This is a genomic window from Heyndrickxia sp. FSL W8-0496 (assembly GCF_038007825.1).
GTDB lineage: Bacteria > Bacillota > Bacilli > Bacillales > Bacillaceae_C > Heyndrickxia > Heyndrickxia oleronia.
In genome coordinates, this window is record NZ_JBBOXX010000001.1 from 780331 (window position 1) to 795941 (window position 15611).

The 15611-nt window shown below is 35.3% G+C and carries 14 protein-coding genes; 7 read left to right on the top strand and 7 right to left on the bottom strand.

The window, feature by feature from the left end:
- Window positions 1-423: 423 nt before the first annotated feature.
- The 4 genes from NST63_RS04100 to NST63_RS04115 all read left to right on the top strand — a co-directional run bounded on the left by NST63_RS04100 (window position 424) and on the right by NST63_RS04115 (window position 4527).
- The gene (locus tag NST63_RS04100) at window positions 424-1197 is read left to right on the top strand and encodes an ABC transporter ATP-binding protein (protein WP_071974768.1); all 774 of its coding nucleotides are present in this window, start codon (window positions 424-426) and stop codon (window positions 1195-1197) included.
- Window positions 1172-3043, top strand: coding sequence for an FtsX-like permease family protein (locus tag NST63_RS04105; protein ID WP_180212228.1), 1872 nt, complete (start codon window positions 1172-1174; stop codon window positions 3041-3043). Before NST63_RS04100 ends, NST63_RS04105 begins: the two co-directional genes overlap by 26 nt.
- Window positions 3044-3065: 22 nt before the next feature.
- Complete coding sequence (locus NST63_RS04110) at window positions 3066-3425, top strand: YxeA family protein (RefSeq protein WP_078109591.1); 360 nt, start codon at window positions 3066-3068, stop codon at window positions 3423-3425.
- Window positions 3426-3495: 70 nt separating this feature from the next.
- Window positions 3496-4527, top strand: a complete 1032-nt coding sequence (locus NST63_RS04115) for a DUF418 domain-containing protein (protein WP_180212227.1) — start codon at window positions 3496-3498, stop codon at window positions 4525-4527.
- 129 nt (window positions 4528-4656) lie between these two features.
- On the opposite strand, the gene NST63_RS04120 is transcribed toward NST63_RS04115, so the two are convergent.
- The 7 genes from NST63_RS04120 to NST63_RS04150 all read right to left on the bottom strand — a co-directional run bounded on the left by NST63_RS04120 (window position 4657) and on the right by NST63_RS04150 (window position 11717).
- The gene (locus NST63_RS04120) at window positions 4657-5595 is read right to left on the bottom strand and encodes a glycerophosphodiester phosphodiesterase family protein (protein ID WP_180212226.1); all 939 of its coding nucleotides are present in this window, start codon (window positions 5593-5595) and stop codon (window positions 4657-4659) included.
- Window positions 5588-6346 (bottom strand): glycerophosphodiester phosphodiesterase, encoded by a 759-nt coding sequence (locus NST63_RS04125; protein ID WP_071974773.1) that lies wholly within the window; start codon window positions 6344-6346, stop codon window positions 5588-5590. Before NST63_RS04125 ends, NST63_RS04120 begins: the two co-directional genes overlap by 8 nt.
- Window positions 6347-6436: 90 nt before the next feature.
- Entirely contained in the window at window positions 6437-7768 is a 1332-nt protein-coding gene (locus NST63_RS04130) for an extracellular solute-binding protein (protein WP_180212225.1), read from the bottom strand.
- Window positions 7769-7808: 40 nt separating this feature from the next.
- Window positions 7809-8624, bottom strand: coding sequence for an ABC transporter permease subunit (locus NST63_RS04135; RefSeq protein ID WP_180212224.1), 816 nt, complete (start codon window positions 8622-8624; stop codon window positions 7809-7811).
- Window positions 8621-9559, bottom strand: coding sequence for a carbohydrate ABC transporter permease (locus tag NST63_RS04140; protein WP_201788798.1), 939 nt, complete (start codon window positions 9557-9559; stop codon window positions 8621-8623). The genes NST63_RS04135 and NST63_RS04140 overlap by 4 nt, the downstream gene beginning before the upstream one ends.
- A 2-nt stretch (window positions 9560-9561) precedes the next feature.
- Window positions 9562-10680: an ABC transporter ATP-binding protein gene (locus tag NST63_RS04145; RefSeq protein WP_180212223.1), complete on the bottom strand. Its 1119-nt coding sequence runs from the start codon at window positions 10678-10680 to the stop codon at window positions 9562-9564.
- 206 nt (window positions 10681-10886) lie between these two features.
- Window positions 10887-11717, bottom strand: a complete 831-nt coding sequence (locus tag NST63_RS04150; protein ID WP_259548964.1) for a hypothetical protein — start codon at window positions 11715-11717, stop codon at window positions 10887-10889.
- 271 nt (window positions 11718-11988) lie between these two features.
- Between NST63_RS04150 and NST63_RS04155 the strand changes: the two genes are divergently transcribed.
- From NST63_RS04155 to NST63_RS04165, 3 genes are read left to right on the top strand one after another with little or no spacing between them, the layout of a single operon-like run.
- Window positions 11989-13083, top strand: coding sequence for a glycosyl hydrolase family 8 (locus NST63_RS04155; protein ID WP_180212220.1), 1095 nt, complete (start codon window positions 11989-11991; stop codon window positions 13081-13083).
- A complete protein-coding gene (locus tag NST63_RS04160; protein ID WP_180212219.1) occupies window positions 13067-13918 on the top strand; it encodes a diguanylate cyclase domain-containing protein in 852 nt (283 codons plus the stop codon). The genes NST63_RS04155 and NST63_RS04160 overlap by 17 nt, the downstream gene beginning before the upstream one ends.
- Window positions 13908-15611 (top strand): DUF2334 domain-containing protein, encoded by a 1704-nt coding sequence (locus NST63_RS04165; protein ID WP_180212218.1) that lies wholly within the window; start codon window positions 13908-13910, stop codon window positions 15609-15611. The genes NST63_RS04160 and NST63_RS04165 overlap by 11 nt, the downstream gene beginning before the upstream one ends.

Below are 15611 nucleotides of genomic sequence, written 5' to 3' on the forward strand. Positions count from 1 at the left end.
TTTCATGGAAAGTTTTAAGGCCAAATTTCCTTTTGGGAAAATCAAAGGTCGGATTTTCGTGGAAAGTTTTAAAGCTAACTTTCCTTTTTGGGAAAATCAAAAATCGGATTTTCGTGGAAAGTTTTAAGGCCAACTTTCCTTTTAGGAAAATCAAAGGTCAGATTTTCATGGAAAGTTTTAAGGCCAACTTTCCTTTTAGGAAAATCAAAGGTCGGATTATCGTGGAAAGTATTAGATCCAACTTTCCTTTTAGGAAAATCAAAGATCAGATTTTCATGGAAAGTTCTAAGGCCAACTTTCCTTTTGTGAAAATCAAAGGTCGGATTTTCTTACAAAAATGTAAGTTTCATTTAAGGAAATTAAATCGCAGATCTTTCTTGTTCTTTTTACAATAGGGTCATACACATTTAAGGAGGTTACATCATGCAGACAGTTCTGCAAGTTAATCATATAAACAAGGTTTATGATGGGAAAAATCCTTTTCAAGCCTTAACAAATATCAACATGAATGTGCAGGCTGGTGAATTTATTGGAGTCATGGGTCCTTCAGGCTCAGGAAAATCAACATTATTAAATCTAATTTCAACTATTGATCGTCCTACATCAGGAGAGATTATCATCAATGGAAAGCAGCCACATAAATTGAAAAAAGAGAAACTAGCAAAATTCAGAAGACAAGAATTGGGGTTCGTGTTTCAAGACTTTAATTTATTGGACACATTAACATTAGAAGAAAATATTATGCTCCCATTAGTGCTGGAGAGGGTAAAACCTCATGTGATTGCAGAAAAAGTAAGCCATATCGCAGAAAAGCTTGGAATTGAATCTATTTTAAAGAAGAGAACATTCGAAGTATCTGGAGGGCAACGGCAAAGAACAGCGATTGCGAGAGCTATCATACACAAACCTTCCTTACTTTTAGCGGATGAACCAACCGGAAACTTGGATTCAAAATCTTCAAAAGCAGTGTTAGAAGCTATGCTTGATATTAATGAACATGAGAAGACTACAATGCTAATGGTCACACATGATCCTTTTGCAGCAAGTTATTGTCATCGGGTCATTTTTATTAAAGATGGTGAATTGTACAACGAGATCTATATGGGAGATAACCGGAAAGTATTCTTCCAGCAAATTATCGATGTATTGTCCATGCTTGGAGGGAATGCAAATGAACTTTTATCAACTCGCTACTAAAAATGTAGCGCGTAATTTACGTTCTTATTTAGCGTTTTATCTAAGCAGTTCCTTTGCTGTCATGATTTTTTATATATTTGCGATGTTTATTTTTCACCCTGCCTTAGAAACAGGAGTGATCAATACTATTGCACGCAAGGGTATGATAGCAGCTGAGTGGATTATTTTTGTCTTCTCCATTCTATTTGTTTTATATTCAGTTAATGCTTTCCTGCATACGAGAAAAAAAGAGTTTGGAATTCTTACGATTTCAGGGACATCACCAAAGCAGTTGAGGAGATTAGTAACACTTGAAAACCTGGTTATTGGACTAGCCTCTATTATTTCAGGAATAGCAGGAGGAACGATTCTTGCGAAAATGTTCTTTGTTGCGGGTGGATATATTCTTGATATGGATGAGTTGTCCTTATATTTACCTTGGAAAGCGATTGGGCTAACAAGTGGCGTTTTTCTTGTATTATTTTTCATTATCTCTCAATTTACGCTTTTCTTTATTAACACTGAAGAAACGGTAGCCTTGTTAAAAGGATCGATTAAACCAAAAAAAGCTCCGAAGCCTTCTATTTTATTGTCTGCACTTGCACTTATCTTTTTAGGGACGGGCTATACGATGGCTTTTATTGCGGAAATTAATATGACCAGTGCGGTGATTATATTAATCTTAACGGTTATAGGAACTTTCTTCTTTTACAGTCAATTAAGTGTATGGATATTAAAACGATTGAAGAAAAGCAAAAATCTTTATTTAAATGGCTATCATTTCTTAACGATTTCTGATTTAACCTATCGATTAAAGGATAATGCGAGATTGTTTTTTATCGTGAGTATCGTTTCTGCAGTGGCCTTTACAGCAACAGGTGTGTTAACTGTTTTTAAATCAAAGCAACCGATTGAAAAGACAAATTACGAAATAGAATATTTATCGAGTCCAGATAATGGGAATGAAGCAAAACATATTGGTTTAATTGAAGAATCTTTAAGTCATGTTGGTATTGACTATAAAGCGGGGAAAGTGGAGGCCTTAGAGGCGCGTTATCAAATGCCAGATGGTACGGTTCCAGTTATTGTGATTTTATCGCAAAAGGAAGCGTCAAAATATAATCCAACCTTAAAAGTGGGGGCCATAAATGATGGTGAGGCCATTGTTTATTTGGATAATCGTGGTTTTGATCATAACAAAGACATTCCATCAACATTGAAAATAGTAGATTCCCCGTACTCGCTCAAGGTTAAAGGGATTGAATCATCTATTTTAGGTGTTTCGACGGCAGTAGTTGTTAATGAGCAAACGTATAAAAAAATGAAATCAACCTTTGAACCGTCTACCCTTTATGGGTTCCATTTTAAAGATTGGAAGAAGAGTGTTGAAATAAGCAAGATACTACACGATACATTATACGGTAACTATACTAATATTCATTTTGAATTTTTCTCAAAAGGGTTAATTTATTATGAAAGTGTTCAAATTCCTAGTCTCAGTTTATTTATTGGTTTATTTGTGGCCTTAGTATTTTTCCTTGCTGCAGGTAGTTTTATTTATTTCCGTCTATTTACAGACCTTGAGCATGAACAAGAAAAATACAAAGCATTATCGAAAATAGGGCTCACTGAAATGGAAATTAAGAAAAGTGCTACATGGCAATTGTCGATTCTGTTTTTCTTGCCATTCATAGTAGCTATTGTTCATACATGCTTTGCCTTAAAAGTTTTGGAGAGAGATATGGGAAGTAGTGTTGTTGTTCCTACGATTATTACGATTATTGGGTTTTTAATTTTAGAGATTGTCTATTTTACAATTGTACGAATCAGCTATGTAAAAAAAATAATGGCATCTATTGATGAGTAAAAAAGTAAAGGAGTGATTGAAAATGAAAAAGAAAACAATGATTGGGGTTGTCATAGGAATGGCTATTATTGTTGGTGGATTTTTAGCATTGCCGAAAGAAGTATCCGATCAAATTAACCCTTTTGTATCAAAAAAAGATGTATATGTTCAAATTAACGCGAAACCTGCACTGAGAAATCCAGGTGGGGCTGATTATACATTAATTGGTTTTACAAAGAGTGGTGAAAAACAAGAAGTAAAATTTTACGCCTCACATGAACTAAGAAAGAATGCATTTTTAAAAGTATATATGAAGGGGAGCTATGTAAAAACGTGGGAGGAAGTAAAGCTAGAAAGCTTACCTAAAAAGGTAAGGGATCAATTAATAAAATCGGATTTATAGCTTACAAAGGACAGGGAGAAATGTTCTAGGGGTCAGACCCTATAATAGAACAGACAAAAAGGAGAAACATATGAATTCAATTGAACAGACAAGAAGGATCGATGCCCTAGATTATTTGAGAGGATTCGCTTTAATTGGAATTATTTTAGTCAATATTTTAGCATTATTGTCAGTGCAAATGCCTGAACCACATACGGCGAATGCTGCCTATCAAAAATGGCTCTATGTATTTGTGGAAACTCGCTTTTTCTCTATCTTTTCCTTTTTATTTGGGGTTGGCTTTTATATTTTTCTATCAAGAGCGATCTCCAAAGGGAAAAATGGCTATGTGCTATTTATACGAAGAATCATCGCATTATTCATTTTTGGATGCATTCATCATATATTTCAGCCGGGAGAAGCGTTAGCTGTCTATGCCATTTGTGGTCTTCTAGTGATGCCATTTTATAAGGTGAAAAAAGAAATAAATCTGATTGTTGGATTGGTTTTATTAATTACTTTTGCCATTTTATCGATGAAAGAACTTATGAGCTTCCCATACATTTTATTGGGACTTGCTGCGGGACAATATCGTATCTTTGAGAAACTTTCTGAACAAAAGCGTTTAATTAACAAGTTTACGTTCGTCATGTTTCTGTTAAGTATAGTCGGTCTAACCTATCAATACATGCAGAGTCCATTGCGTCCTTTTTATGGCATGATATTAGAAGGAACTGATGACCTAAATGTCATTCAGACGAATAAATTTCTCAAAATTGGAATTATGATTGGACCCATTGTGTCCGCTTTTTATGTTGGATTAGTCATTATTCTTGTTAGGGTAGGAATGATAGCTAAACTATTGTCACCCATCAAAAATTTAGGACGCATGGCATTGTCCAATTATATTATGCAAACTACTTTCATATTGTTGGCTAATGTAGTCTTGCTTTTAAATAATAAGATTACTTATTTAGAAACTCTTTATCTATGTTTAATCATTCTTGCTTTGCAGCTAATATATAGTACGATTTGGCTTCGTTTCTTTAAGTTTGGTCCACTCGAATGGATATGGAGAATGGTGACTTATTTAAAGAGAATGCCGTTACGAAAAGTGAATTAACCGAATGGGGAAGAGGACTTATCAATCGTCCTCTTCCTTTGTTTTTACTTTCATTAGATTGTTTCAACTAATTGATTTTGATTTTTATCCTTTTTACTTAGGAAGTTACAAATAACCTGCACAAGCTCATCAACAAAATGGGACAATGGATCCGGTCCATTGTCCCAAAAGTTGTTTCGTATAATTTATGTAATCAGTGAAATAACCATCAACCTGAAAAGCTTTTACCCGTGCCTGCTCATTCTTTTCCGTTTTTTTATTTGTAAAATACACATGAACTTCTTTTCCGGCTTGATGGAGCTCGTTGACAATACTTAAAGTGACATCCGTTGATTCAATCCCTATGTTCGGGTAAGGAGAAGTTAGTGCCATTTCCAAATCAAATTTACCTTTTCCGAAAAGTAGGGTTAAAGGAACATTAGGTGCTAATCTCTGTATTTTTTCTAAGCTTTGCGGTGAAAAGGATTGAATGGTGACTAACCCTTTGGAAATAAGATGATATTCATTAAGCAGTTCAATTAAGGGTTCCTCCATTTTTAATTCCCTATTGACCAATCTTGTTTCAATATAATAATGTTCGGTATCTGTAAAAGCTTCAATCATTTCCCTAAGCGTGGGGATATCTTCCGTTGTCGTTTTCCCATTGTATCGTCCAATTGTTTGATAGGCTTTTAATTCATCTAAAGTAAGTTCTGAAACTTTCTTTTTTCCATTCGTTGTACGATTAATTGTTTGATCATGCATGATGATTAGTGAACCATCTTTTGTCATGCGTAGATCCATTTCTAACGCATCTACACCATCATCGGCAGCTATTTTTTGAGCGGTTATTGTATTTTCATTAAATCGGTCATTTGCTCCTCGATGGGCGAGAATTTTTGGAGTCTGTTTAAAGCTGTGCTCTGTTTTATTTTTTACCGTTGATTCCATCTTGGACGTTGCTGTTTTTTTCGGTATGGTTTCTATAGTTGCCGTTGATACAGACTCTGCTTTTTGACTAGCAAAAGTATAGATAAAGGTTAAAATTAATAGAACACTAGTTAAAGTGAATACGATTTTTTTAAACATATAGCTTTCTCTCATTTCTAGAATGTAAGACTTTTTCAGGAAAATCGGAAATAATGGTTTCGACGTTTTGCTCTAAAAGCTGCTTGATTTCTTCTTCTTTATTCACAGTCCAAACACATATTGGATAGCTTAAGCTTTTTACTAAATTCGAATTGGTTAAAACTATATCCTTTGCTATATTCAATGCTGATAATGGTAAGTTTTGTAGATAGTTTGGTTGATTTAGCAATCCATCATTATGTAATAGGAGGGCTATTGTGGCTTCTGGATTGATTTTTTTCATTTTTAAGATCGTCGGTAAATAAAAGGATGAGTAAATAACTTTGCGCTGTCCACCGAATTGGCTTACGATGGAGTGTACTTTACTTTCGATTCCTTCGTATTCAAACATATACGTCTTAAATTCGATATTTAGATCGATTGGGTAGGGGGCTAATAGTTCTAGCACTTCCTTTAATGTTGGTACGCGTTCTTGTGACCATATTCCCTCTTGATAGTTAGGTAAATGAGTAAACTGATTTCCAGCACTAAATTGTTTAATCTCTTCTAATGTTAAATCTTTAATATAGCCTGTTCCATCAGTGGTTCGATCTAGACTTTCGTCATGGATGACGACGATTTCTCCATCTTTTGTCATATGGATATCTAGTTCAATGCCGTCAACTCCATGCACAATCGCTTGGCGAAATCCAAGTAATGTATTTTCAGGATAGGTTCCCTTGCAGCCTCGGTGTCCATAAACCTTTGTCATAACAATCCATCCTTTCAATATAAAGAATTGGAAGAGAATAAGGAGCGGGAGAGGATATATGCCCTTATTCTCTTAATCTGCTATATTTTTTTATTTTCCTCTTGCTGCATTTGCTTGTTTAATAGCCGCATTGAACTGTTTCACTGCAGTATCATAGGCTTTATCCACATTTCCACCATTATATACCGTTTCAAGGGCTGTTTCGATAATTTTTCTGCCTTCTGGAATCATATCCATGATTGCTCCTTGAGTAGCGATAGATGGTTTTGTTGACTGTAATTGGTTTACAGTTACTTGTAATTGGGGCATTTTGTTATAGGCTTCTTTGACCATTGGATTTTCATAAGCTTTAGGGTTAATCGCGAAATAGCCTGTGCCAACATGCCACTTTGCTTGTACTTCAGGTGTTTGCAAGTATTTCATGAACTCCCACGCCGCTTGCTGCTCTTCTTTCGGTTTTCCATCAATCATCCATAGGCTTGCTCCACCGATAACGACACCTTGGCGTTCCTTACTTTCTGGATGTGGAAGGAAGGCCACCCCTACTTCAAATGGAGCATTGTCTATAACATCTCGAGCATTTGCGGATGATTGGACAAACATTGAAACATCTCCAGCTAGAAATCCAGCCACCATATTATCGCCATTTGTCCCATAGTTGGCAAAGGTTCCATCATCAATCATTCGTTTCACCCAATTGAAGACAGCTGTTCCTTCTTCCTTAGAAAAGCCAATCTTAGATGGAGTATCGGAGCGACCATTATCATTGTTCATTAATAATGCACCCTGATTGGCCATTAGTTCTTCAAATAACCAGCCATATGCTTGTAAGGCAAAACCTTTCATATCTGGATTTGCTTTAGTGATTGATTTTGATATGTTCTCAATTTCTTCAAAGGTTCTTGGAGGATTTTCTGGATCTATACCTGCTTTTTTAAATGCATCTTTATTGTAGTACATAACAGGAGTTGATGAGTTAAATGGCATGGAATATAGCTTATTATCGATCGTGTAATAGTTAAGAATGTTTTGCTCTAATCCACTCATATCATATTTTTCTTTATCAACAAATTTTTGAATTGGAACGATGTTACCGCTGTTGATCATCGATTTTGTTCCAATTTCAAATACTTGAATGATGCTTGGGGCACTTTTTGTACCTGCTACAGTATGAAATTTTGTTAATGCCTCATCATAGGTACCTTGAAATTCTGCATTAACCTGAATCTTATCTTGGGAGTTATTGTAGTCTTCTACAATTTGTTTTAATGTCTCTTGACCAGCTCCACTCATGGAATGCCAAAACGTCACCATTTGTTTTCCATTATCTGCAGCAGATGATGCGGAGCCTTTTTCTGTCGTATTACAGGCGGTTAGTAAGAATAATAGACCAATCATAAGTATCGAGAGTCGCTTTTTCATTTTCACTTCTCCTTTTGATTAAATATGTAATGAAGCTTGATTACTTCAATGCACCTTCGGTTAATCCTTTTTGCAGCTTTTTCTGTCCGAGGAATAGAAGAACTAAAGTAGGTATAATCACAATTACTGCCCCAGCCATCATGACACCCCATTCATTTAGCTGCTCCTGGGATTGTAATTGCTTTAAACCGATTTGGACAATCCGTACGGAATCATTGGTCGTCGATAAAAGTGGCCAAAGATACATATTCCAGGATGATAGAAATCCGTATATTCCTAATGTGATTAGGCTACTTTTTGCAACAGGTAAAACAACCGTGACATAATACTTGAAATTTCCCATCCCAGCAATTTGACTGGCTTCCCTAAGCTCCTTAGGGATTTGTTTAAAATTTTGCCTAAGGAGGAATGTGCCGAAAGCTGTTGCAAAGAAAGGAATCGTTAGTCCTTGATAGGTATCAATCCAACCTAAGTCACGAATGATATGGAAATTTGGAATAACTGATGCTTCAAAAGGCACCATCATCGTAGCGATGAATAGATAGAATAGAAAATCTCTTCCTTTGAATTCTAGAAAAACAAAGGCATACGCTGCTAAGCTGGATAGAATGATTTGACCAATCATAATAACGATCGACACGATCAAGCTATTTAATAAAAATTGAAATAAAGGAAAACGTTCGAAAGCCTGTGTAAAATTATCTGTAATAAGTGTTCTGGGCGTACTGCCTGTTAAGATATCCTGACTGGTCATAAAGCTCATCACTACTGCCAACATTGTAGGAGCAAATAGGATGAATGCTGAAAGTGTCAGTAAAACATAGAAGATTAATTTTTTTCTAAAGGACATGGTCATTGATAATGAACCTTCCTTTCACCAAGCTTAAATTGCAGAGCGGTCATAAGTAGGATCAAAATAAATAATATAACGGCTTGAGCACTTGCTGATCCAAACTGATAATTAACAAATGCCTCGCGATAAATGGAATAAACAATTAAATTTGTTTCATTTTGTGGACCGCCATGCGTCAAAATATCAATTTGACCAAATGTTTGAAAAGCATTAATGATCGATACGGTTAATACAAAAAATAGGGTGGGAGAAAGCATTGGAAGTGTAATTCTCCTTAGCTTATAAAAGTAACCTGCACCCTCAATATCAGCACTTTCATAAAGATAGGAATCGATTGATTGCAGCCCTCCCAAAAGAACGAGAAAAGTAAAGCCTATATTCATCCAAACCGTAGTAACTGAAACAGAAAAAAGTGCCCAAGCTGGATCAGTGAGCCAGCCAATCGATTCGACACCGATTGATTGAAGAAACTGATTGAGTAATCCCATAGTAGGGTTAAATAAATACATCCAAAATACAGATGCAGCTGCTACTGAAATTCCCATTGTTGAGGAGAAAATCGTGCGAAAAAATCCAATTCCCTTTAATTTTTCATTCGCGATAATGGCTAAAAATAAGCTAATCACAATGGTCGCTGGAACGGTATATAGCACAAATAAGAACGTGGATTGGATGCTCTTTAGAAAAATAGGAGACGTAAACATATTCAAGTAATTTTCCAATCCGACAAATACTGTAGTTTCACCACTTGCATTTGTTAAGAAAAAACTTAAATAAATCGTTCGGATCATAGGGTAAAATACAAAAATACTAAATAGCAGAATCGATGGTAAAAGAAATAATAGCCCGTGTAAAAAGTTTTTAATTCTTTGTTTCTTTTTTACTTGCTCAACGTACTGTAGATTTAATTCATTTGTCTGAATGGCTACACTAGACATACTCATATTGCTATGACCCCTTGGCTCTTTCCATGGGTAGCTGAGCGAATGAGATTTCCTGTTTCTGTATCAAAGAATAATAGATAGTCTGAAGACAGGTGGATAGGAACTTTTTGTCCTACTTGAATATTCCATTGTCCAGGCCATTTTGCTGTCCATAATTCAGTGCCAACATCAAAGGCAATGGTGGTTTCATTTCCTAATTGCTCTACATTTACTACCTCTAAATAATGGGTGGTATTTTCTGTAGTTCCGGGTAAAAGATGCTCTGCACGAATGCCAATCGTAAGTGTCTTATCCTTCGGTAGCCCTTGGGCTATAGCTGGATCTACAGAAATGGAAAGATCATTTTCGATCATTAGTTTTTTTGCTTTTGATGCAAAAATAGCTGTTCCCATATTCATTTTTGGCGACCCGATGAAAGAAGCGACAAACAAATTGGCTGGTTCGTTATAAAGAGTAATCGGCTCTCCAACCTGTTGAATTTTGCCATCATTTAATACCATAATTCGATCGCCCATCGTCATTGCTTCAACTTGATCATGGGTGACATAAATGGTAGTTAAACCAAGCTTTTTTTGTAATCTGCGAATTTGAATCCGCATATTAGCCCGCAGCTTTGCATCCAAATTGGAAAGAGGTTCATCCATTAAGCAAAGAGGTGCTTGACTAACAATCGAACGTGCAAGTGCAACCCTTTGTCTTTGACCACCAGAAAGCTCTTTTGGTTTGCGTTTGAGCATTTCAGTTAGACCTACCATTTCGGCAGCTTCCTTTAATCTTTTTTGTTGTTCCTGTTTATTGACTTTCTTTGCTTTGAGACCAAAGAGGATATTTTGTTCGACCGTTAAATGTGGATATAGTGCATAATTTTGAAAGACCATAGATAAATTGCGGTCTTTTGGTGGAAGGTGATTTACTGGTTCATTATTCATTTTTAAAAATCCACCGGAAATTTCCTCAAGTCCCGCAATCATTCGAAGCAAAGTACTTTTCCCTGAACCAGAAGGTCCTACCAGGACAAAAAACTCTCCCTTTTCAATGGATAAATTGATCTCTTTCAAAATATCCTTCTGCTTATCATAAGACTTCGAAAGATCCAATAACTCAACCTGACTCATCAAACCCCTCCTTGTTATCACCACTGCAAGCCTATTAAAACACAATATCTAAAGGAATAATGCAAATTTACTGACACTTCACAGCGGTTTTACCGAAGATTAATAGAATTAATATGAAATTAATATTAGAGGTTATTTAGGGGGTCTATTTTAGGGGGTCAGACCCCCAGTAGTTTAACGCGGTAAAGAGGTGGGGGTCAGACCCCCTACATTTCATACCCAGCTTCAAAGAGGTTGGATGTTTTGGTGAATTTTTTTAAGTCATTTGGTTGTTTGATGTTGTTAATTTCTGGTTGTTTTACGGTTATTGCTTTAACATCGGCATTACCGAAATTATCTTTAAGTTTTCCTCTAATATACAAAGAGACTCCATTACAATTAGAATCTAATCGGATATGGGATTGATTATTAAAGTTCTGGATAAAGTGATACATTTCATTGTAGTAAGTTTCTGCTTTTAATTTTTCATCTATCAACCTCACAGAAACACAAATTGGTAAATTCCTTTTCAGTTTTTCATAATTTGGTTTCTCCTGAAATGTTAAATTTTTTTCAGACGCATTATCAATATTAATGAAGGCAAAATGTTCTACTTCCTTCTTTAAGTTTCCAAATGAAGCTGCTACCAATGGTTTTATATAATTGGTAGCCTCTTTATTAATGAGGTTTGTAAAATAAGTATCATATGGCTTGCAGTCTAGTTTCCCTTTTTCCTCATAGTTCATTTCACAATTGACCGAAGATTGATAACGACCTTTATGATCCTTTATATAAATAATAATCAGTGGGGGAGCTTCCTCAGGTTCTTCAGGTATGACTTCGTATTTAGTAATATCAATGGATGTACCATATGTTTCTACAACATAATTAATCAGCTGTGATTCCTTTATTAATTTTTTCTCTTCTTTCGTAAGTTTTTTATCATTCTCCATTTTGGAGATTTCAGTTTTTAATAATTTGTCTTCATCTGAATTGCATCCTGTAGTGATGATAGCAATAAGCATACATAAAAGTATCGAAAATAGTGTTTTTTTCAAAGAGAATCACTCCAAGCATTTAAGATTATATGGTGATCCTTATTTTACCAAATTATCGTCACTTTTCATCTAAAGGAGTAATCATTTATTTATATTGTCAATTGAGGACTCTGGAACAGGGGGTCAGACCCCCTGTCGTTTAACGCGGTAAAGCAGTGGGGGTCTGACCCCACTAATTACCAAAGCGAAAATTTGTTTACTAGGTATATGGAACGGGTTACTATGTAACTATGAAATAAATTAGTTTGGCATATGAGAGAGGAATTGTGAAATGAGAGCTTGGTTGATTAGGGGATTGTTGTCACTGTTGGTGTTAGGGGTGATTATCGTTGTCGTATGTGTTTTTTCGGAAAAGAGTCAGTCAACTCCTGTAAAAGCCTCCCTTGCTACGGAAATATTTATTCAAAACTATCTACTTAATAAAGAAGGATTCATTCAAACGAATATAACAGATCAAAATAATGTTTATTTATCTGAATCTGTGGGACTTTGGCTTGAGTATTTAATCGAAAAAAATGATTCTATACAATTCAAGCAACAAGTTGAGGTACTGGAAAAGTATTTTTTAACAAAGGATCATCTAGTCCCATGGAAAATAGAAGGGACAAAAAAATACCTTGTTAATGCTTCAATCGATGATTTAAGAATTGTTAATAGCTTGTTCATAGCGGGGGAAAAATGGAAGACCCCTTTCTATACAAACCTAGCAAAAAAAATGAGTAAAAGTCTTGTTCGCAATCAATCAGTTGATCAATTGATGGTAGATTACATAGATTTAACTAATATGGACGATAAAGGAGAGATTATTACCCTAAGTTATATCATACCTGAAAGCTATAAGAGAATGAGTAAAGTTGGAATCCTATCAGATGAAATGTACGAAGAAACAAAAGATGTATTACTTAAAGCACCACGCTCAAAGATAGGGTTTTATCCGAAGGAATACAATATAAAAACAGGGAAATATTCGTATGATCAAAAAGTGAATTTAATTGATCAATTTTATGTTGGTCTTCATGAAGCGCAATGGGGTGGAGATGTTAGCCCTTTATTTCAATTTGCAAAGAAGGCTTTTAAAGAGGGAAATGGAAAAATATATGGACAATATGATAGTGAAACAGCGCAGCCAATCGTACAGTATGAGGCACCAGCAGTTTATGCGCTGGCTATTTTAATGTGTATTGAAATAGATGAAAGAGAATTTGCGAAACAGCTATATTCCCAAATGCTTACATTACGTCAAAATCAAAAGAAATCACCGTACTATGGTGGCTATATTGATGTTGACTCGAAGGATACTCATTCATTTGATAATTTATTAGCAATTATTGCGGAAAGGAGAGGAATGAATGAAAAAGTATTTTGAACAGGAAAAAATTGCTCTCCTTCTAATGGTCATTTTGTTAATTGTCGTACAAATTCCATCCTTTTTATTACTGAAACAAGGAACCGTAGGCTTTCTATTATTAGGATTTTTTGTATTACTCCTATGTGTGACAATGATGTTAGGTACGGTTAAGGGGCTATATAGCAGCTTCCTATTTATATTTATAGTTGGAACTGCTCTTTTTTATTTAGAAATGACCAATACACCAAAGGTTACTTTTCCTTTACCTCTCTTTTTAGGTTATGGGGTTGCATTAATTATTTGTATCCTGCTAACAGGACGTGTACATGATATATTTATCAATCAAGGTGAAAAAAATCGTCGATTACAGGAAGAGATAAGACAATTTGTAGCTGTGGATGTTGAGACTGGTTTTGATAATAAATTTAGGATGGAAATGGAAGTACAGGCAGAAATGAAACGAACGGATCGATATGGTGCAGCTTTTACCCTGATTCTATTGCAAATTGATTATTTTGCTAAGTTTAAACAATTATATGGAGAAAAGGAAACGAGTCACTTATTGTCTGAACTGGCAAAAACCATTGAGAAAACGATGAGGATAACAGATAGAAAATTTCGTTATGATCAAGATCGGTTTGCATTACTTCTCACAAATACAGATGATCATTCTGTTGAGGTGATATATAAAAAATTAGCTGAAACACTTAAAACACATCAATTATTAAATGAAAAATATGTAACATTGTCGTTCCGTTCAGGGCATATCGTCTACGATCAAGAGGTCGCTGTTGCGGATTACCGTGCATTGCTTCAGCAAGTAGAAAGTGAGATGGTGTATCGTGAACTATAAACGATTGATGTCCATTTTTGTATTGGCCATGCTAGTGCAGTTAATTGCAATTGTTCCAACCACCCATGCAGAAGAAACACTTCCTAAAATGACATTCATCTATATGACCCAAGATCATCTCCCGAATTCTGATGTTTTATTTTTAGAAGCAACTCTTGCAGCTTTTGCTAAAAAGATCGATTTAGTGGAAGCGAACCAAGTGAACATAGATAAGCTGAAGAAAAGTGATGTCATCGTGTTTATGGGAGAAGAAAAAGGAAGGGTTCCTAGAAATGTGAGGGATGCAATTCAATCTTTTAAAGGGCGAATCATTGCAATTGGTCATAATGTAGAGCAATTGCAGCCGTATAAGCAATGGAAATTTGTCGGTCCCGAATCGATAAGGAAATTAGATAATGATTCTTTAGAAACGATATTATCAATTATTCATGTTATTCCACCAGAGGAGAGTGAAACTCTTTCTACTGGAGAGAATCTAGGAGAAAGATTTCCTTTTATTGTTAAAAAGGGGAAATTATCATATATTGCGGCAACAGCTTTTAGAACAGAAACGAAATATTCAGTATCCCAATCCCTTTATAGCCTACTAGACCAGAAACCACCAGATGTTCACCAGGCATATATACGTCTTGAGGATATTTCACCGATCACAGATCCTAAGCTTTTAAAAGAAACAGGTGAATATTTATCAGAGCATAACATTCCATTTTATATGGCTGTTATCCCTGTTTATGTAAATAGTGAAACGGGTGAATATACAACTCTTGCAAGTAATAAAAAACTTGTTCGGGTGTTAAAAGAGCTTCAAAAGCGTGGAGGGATGATCATTGCTCATGGATATACTCATTCCTACCGTCATGAAGAAACAGGAGAAGGATTTGAATTTTGGGATGCTAAATTAAATCAAAAAATTATTACTAAAAATACAGATGAAACACCGCCAAAAATGAAGAATAGCTTGGATTTTACATCAGAGGAAGAGTATCAAAAATATTTAAACAAGATGAATCGATTGGAAAAAGAATATATAGACGAAAAGCTGACAAATTCAATCGAACATTTAACGCAATTAGGTCTTTATCCTATTGCATTTGAGGCACCACACTATGCGATGAGTCCAAATGGCTATCATGTTACTTCCGAGTATTTTTCTTCTATTTTTGGACAAGTTCAATTGAGTGATGAAAATTGGGAGGTCATGTCCGCTCCACTCTTTGCATCAAAGCCAGCTATCACTTCAGGGATGACACTGTATCCAGAAACGATTGGATTTATTGATCCGACATTAAGCGATCCGTATCAAGAGATGGAGACGAAATTAAAACAGCTTGAGAAAGTACCGGGATCCATGATTGGCGGTTTCTATCATCCTTATATCGGATTGAAATATTTACCCCATATGGTGGAATTAATAGAATCAGTTCCAAATGTCGAATGGCTTGATCTAAGAAAAACAGAGCAAACCGTTCAATCTAATCATGTAAAGATTAAGCAGGAAAAAGACAAACCCATACAGGTAACATCATCAATAAATGGTTATAAGCTCTTTTTTCAAAATATAAAAGAACGTCCTTTTGACCTTGTCTTATGGGTTCTAGCAATCATTGTATCCCTCACCATACTTGTCTTCTTCTTTTACATTTTAGGTCTTAGAGCAAGATTACGAAAAAGACTTTTTGAGGAGAGGAATTAA

What these genes read in the sequence shown, in the direction of transcription:
- NST63_RS04100 (WP_071974768.1), top strand. Translation starts at nt 424, where the DNA reads ATGCAGACAGTTCTGCAAGTTAATCATATAAACAAGGTTTATGATGGG.
- NST63_RS04105 (WP_180212228.1), top strand. Translation starts at nt 1,172, where the DNA reads ATGAACTTTTATCAACTCGCTACTAAAAATGTAGCGCGTAATTTACGT.
- NST63_RS04110 (WP_078109591.1), top strand. Translation starts at nt 3,066, where the DNA reads ATGAAAAAGAAAACAATGATTGGGGTTGTCATAGGAATGGCTATTATT.
- NST63_RS04115 (WP_180212227.1), top strand. Translation starts at nt 3,496, where the DNA reads ATGAATTCAATTGAACAGACAAGAAGGATCGATGCCCTAGATTATTTG.
- NST63_RS04120 (WP_180212226.1), bottom strand. Translation starts at nt 5,595, where the DNA reads ATGTTTAAAAAAATCGTATTCACTTTAACTAGTGTTCTATTAATTTTA.
- NST63_RS04125 (WP_071974773.1), bottom strand. Translation starts at nt 6,346, where the DNA reads ATGACAAAGGTTTATGGACACCGAGGCTGCAAGGGAACCTATCCTGAA.
- NST63_RS04130 (WP_180212225.1), bottom strand. Translation starts at nt 7,768, where the DNA reads ATGAAAAAGCGACTCTCGATACTTATGATTGGTCTATTATTCTTACTA.
- NST63_RS04135 (WP_180212224.1), bottom strand. Translation starts at nt 8,624, where the DNA reads ATGACCATGTCCTTTAGAAAAAAATTAATCTTCTATGTTTTACTGACA.
- NST63_RS04140 (WP_201788798.1), bottom strand. Translation starts at nt 9,559, where the DNA reads ATGTCTAGTGTAGCCATTCAGACAAATGAATTAAATCTACAGTACGTT.
- NST63_RS04145 (WP_180212223.1), bottom strand. Translation starts at nt 10,680, where the DNA reads ATGAGTCAGGTTGAGTTATTGGATCTTTCGAAGTCTTATGATAAGCAG.
- NST63_RS04155 (WP_180212220.1), top strand. Translation starts at nt 11,989, where the DNA reads ATGAGAGCTTGGTTGATTAGGGGATTGTTGTCACTGTTGGTGTTAGGG.
- NST63_RS04160 (WP_180212219.1), top strand. Translation starts at nt 13,067, where the DNA reads ATGAAAAAGTATTTTGAACAGGAAAAAATTGCTCTCCTTCTAATGGTC.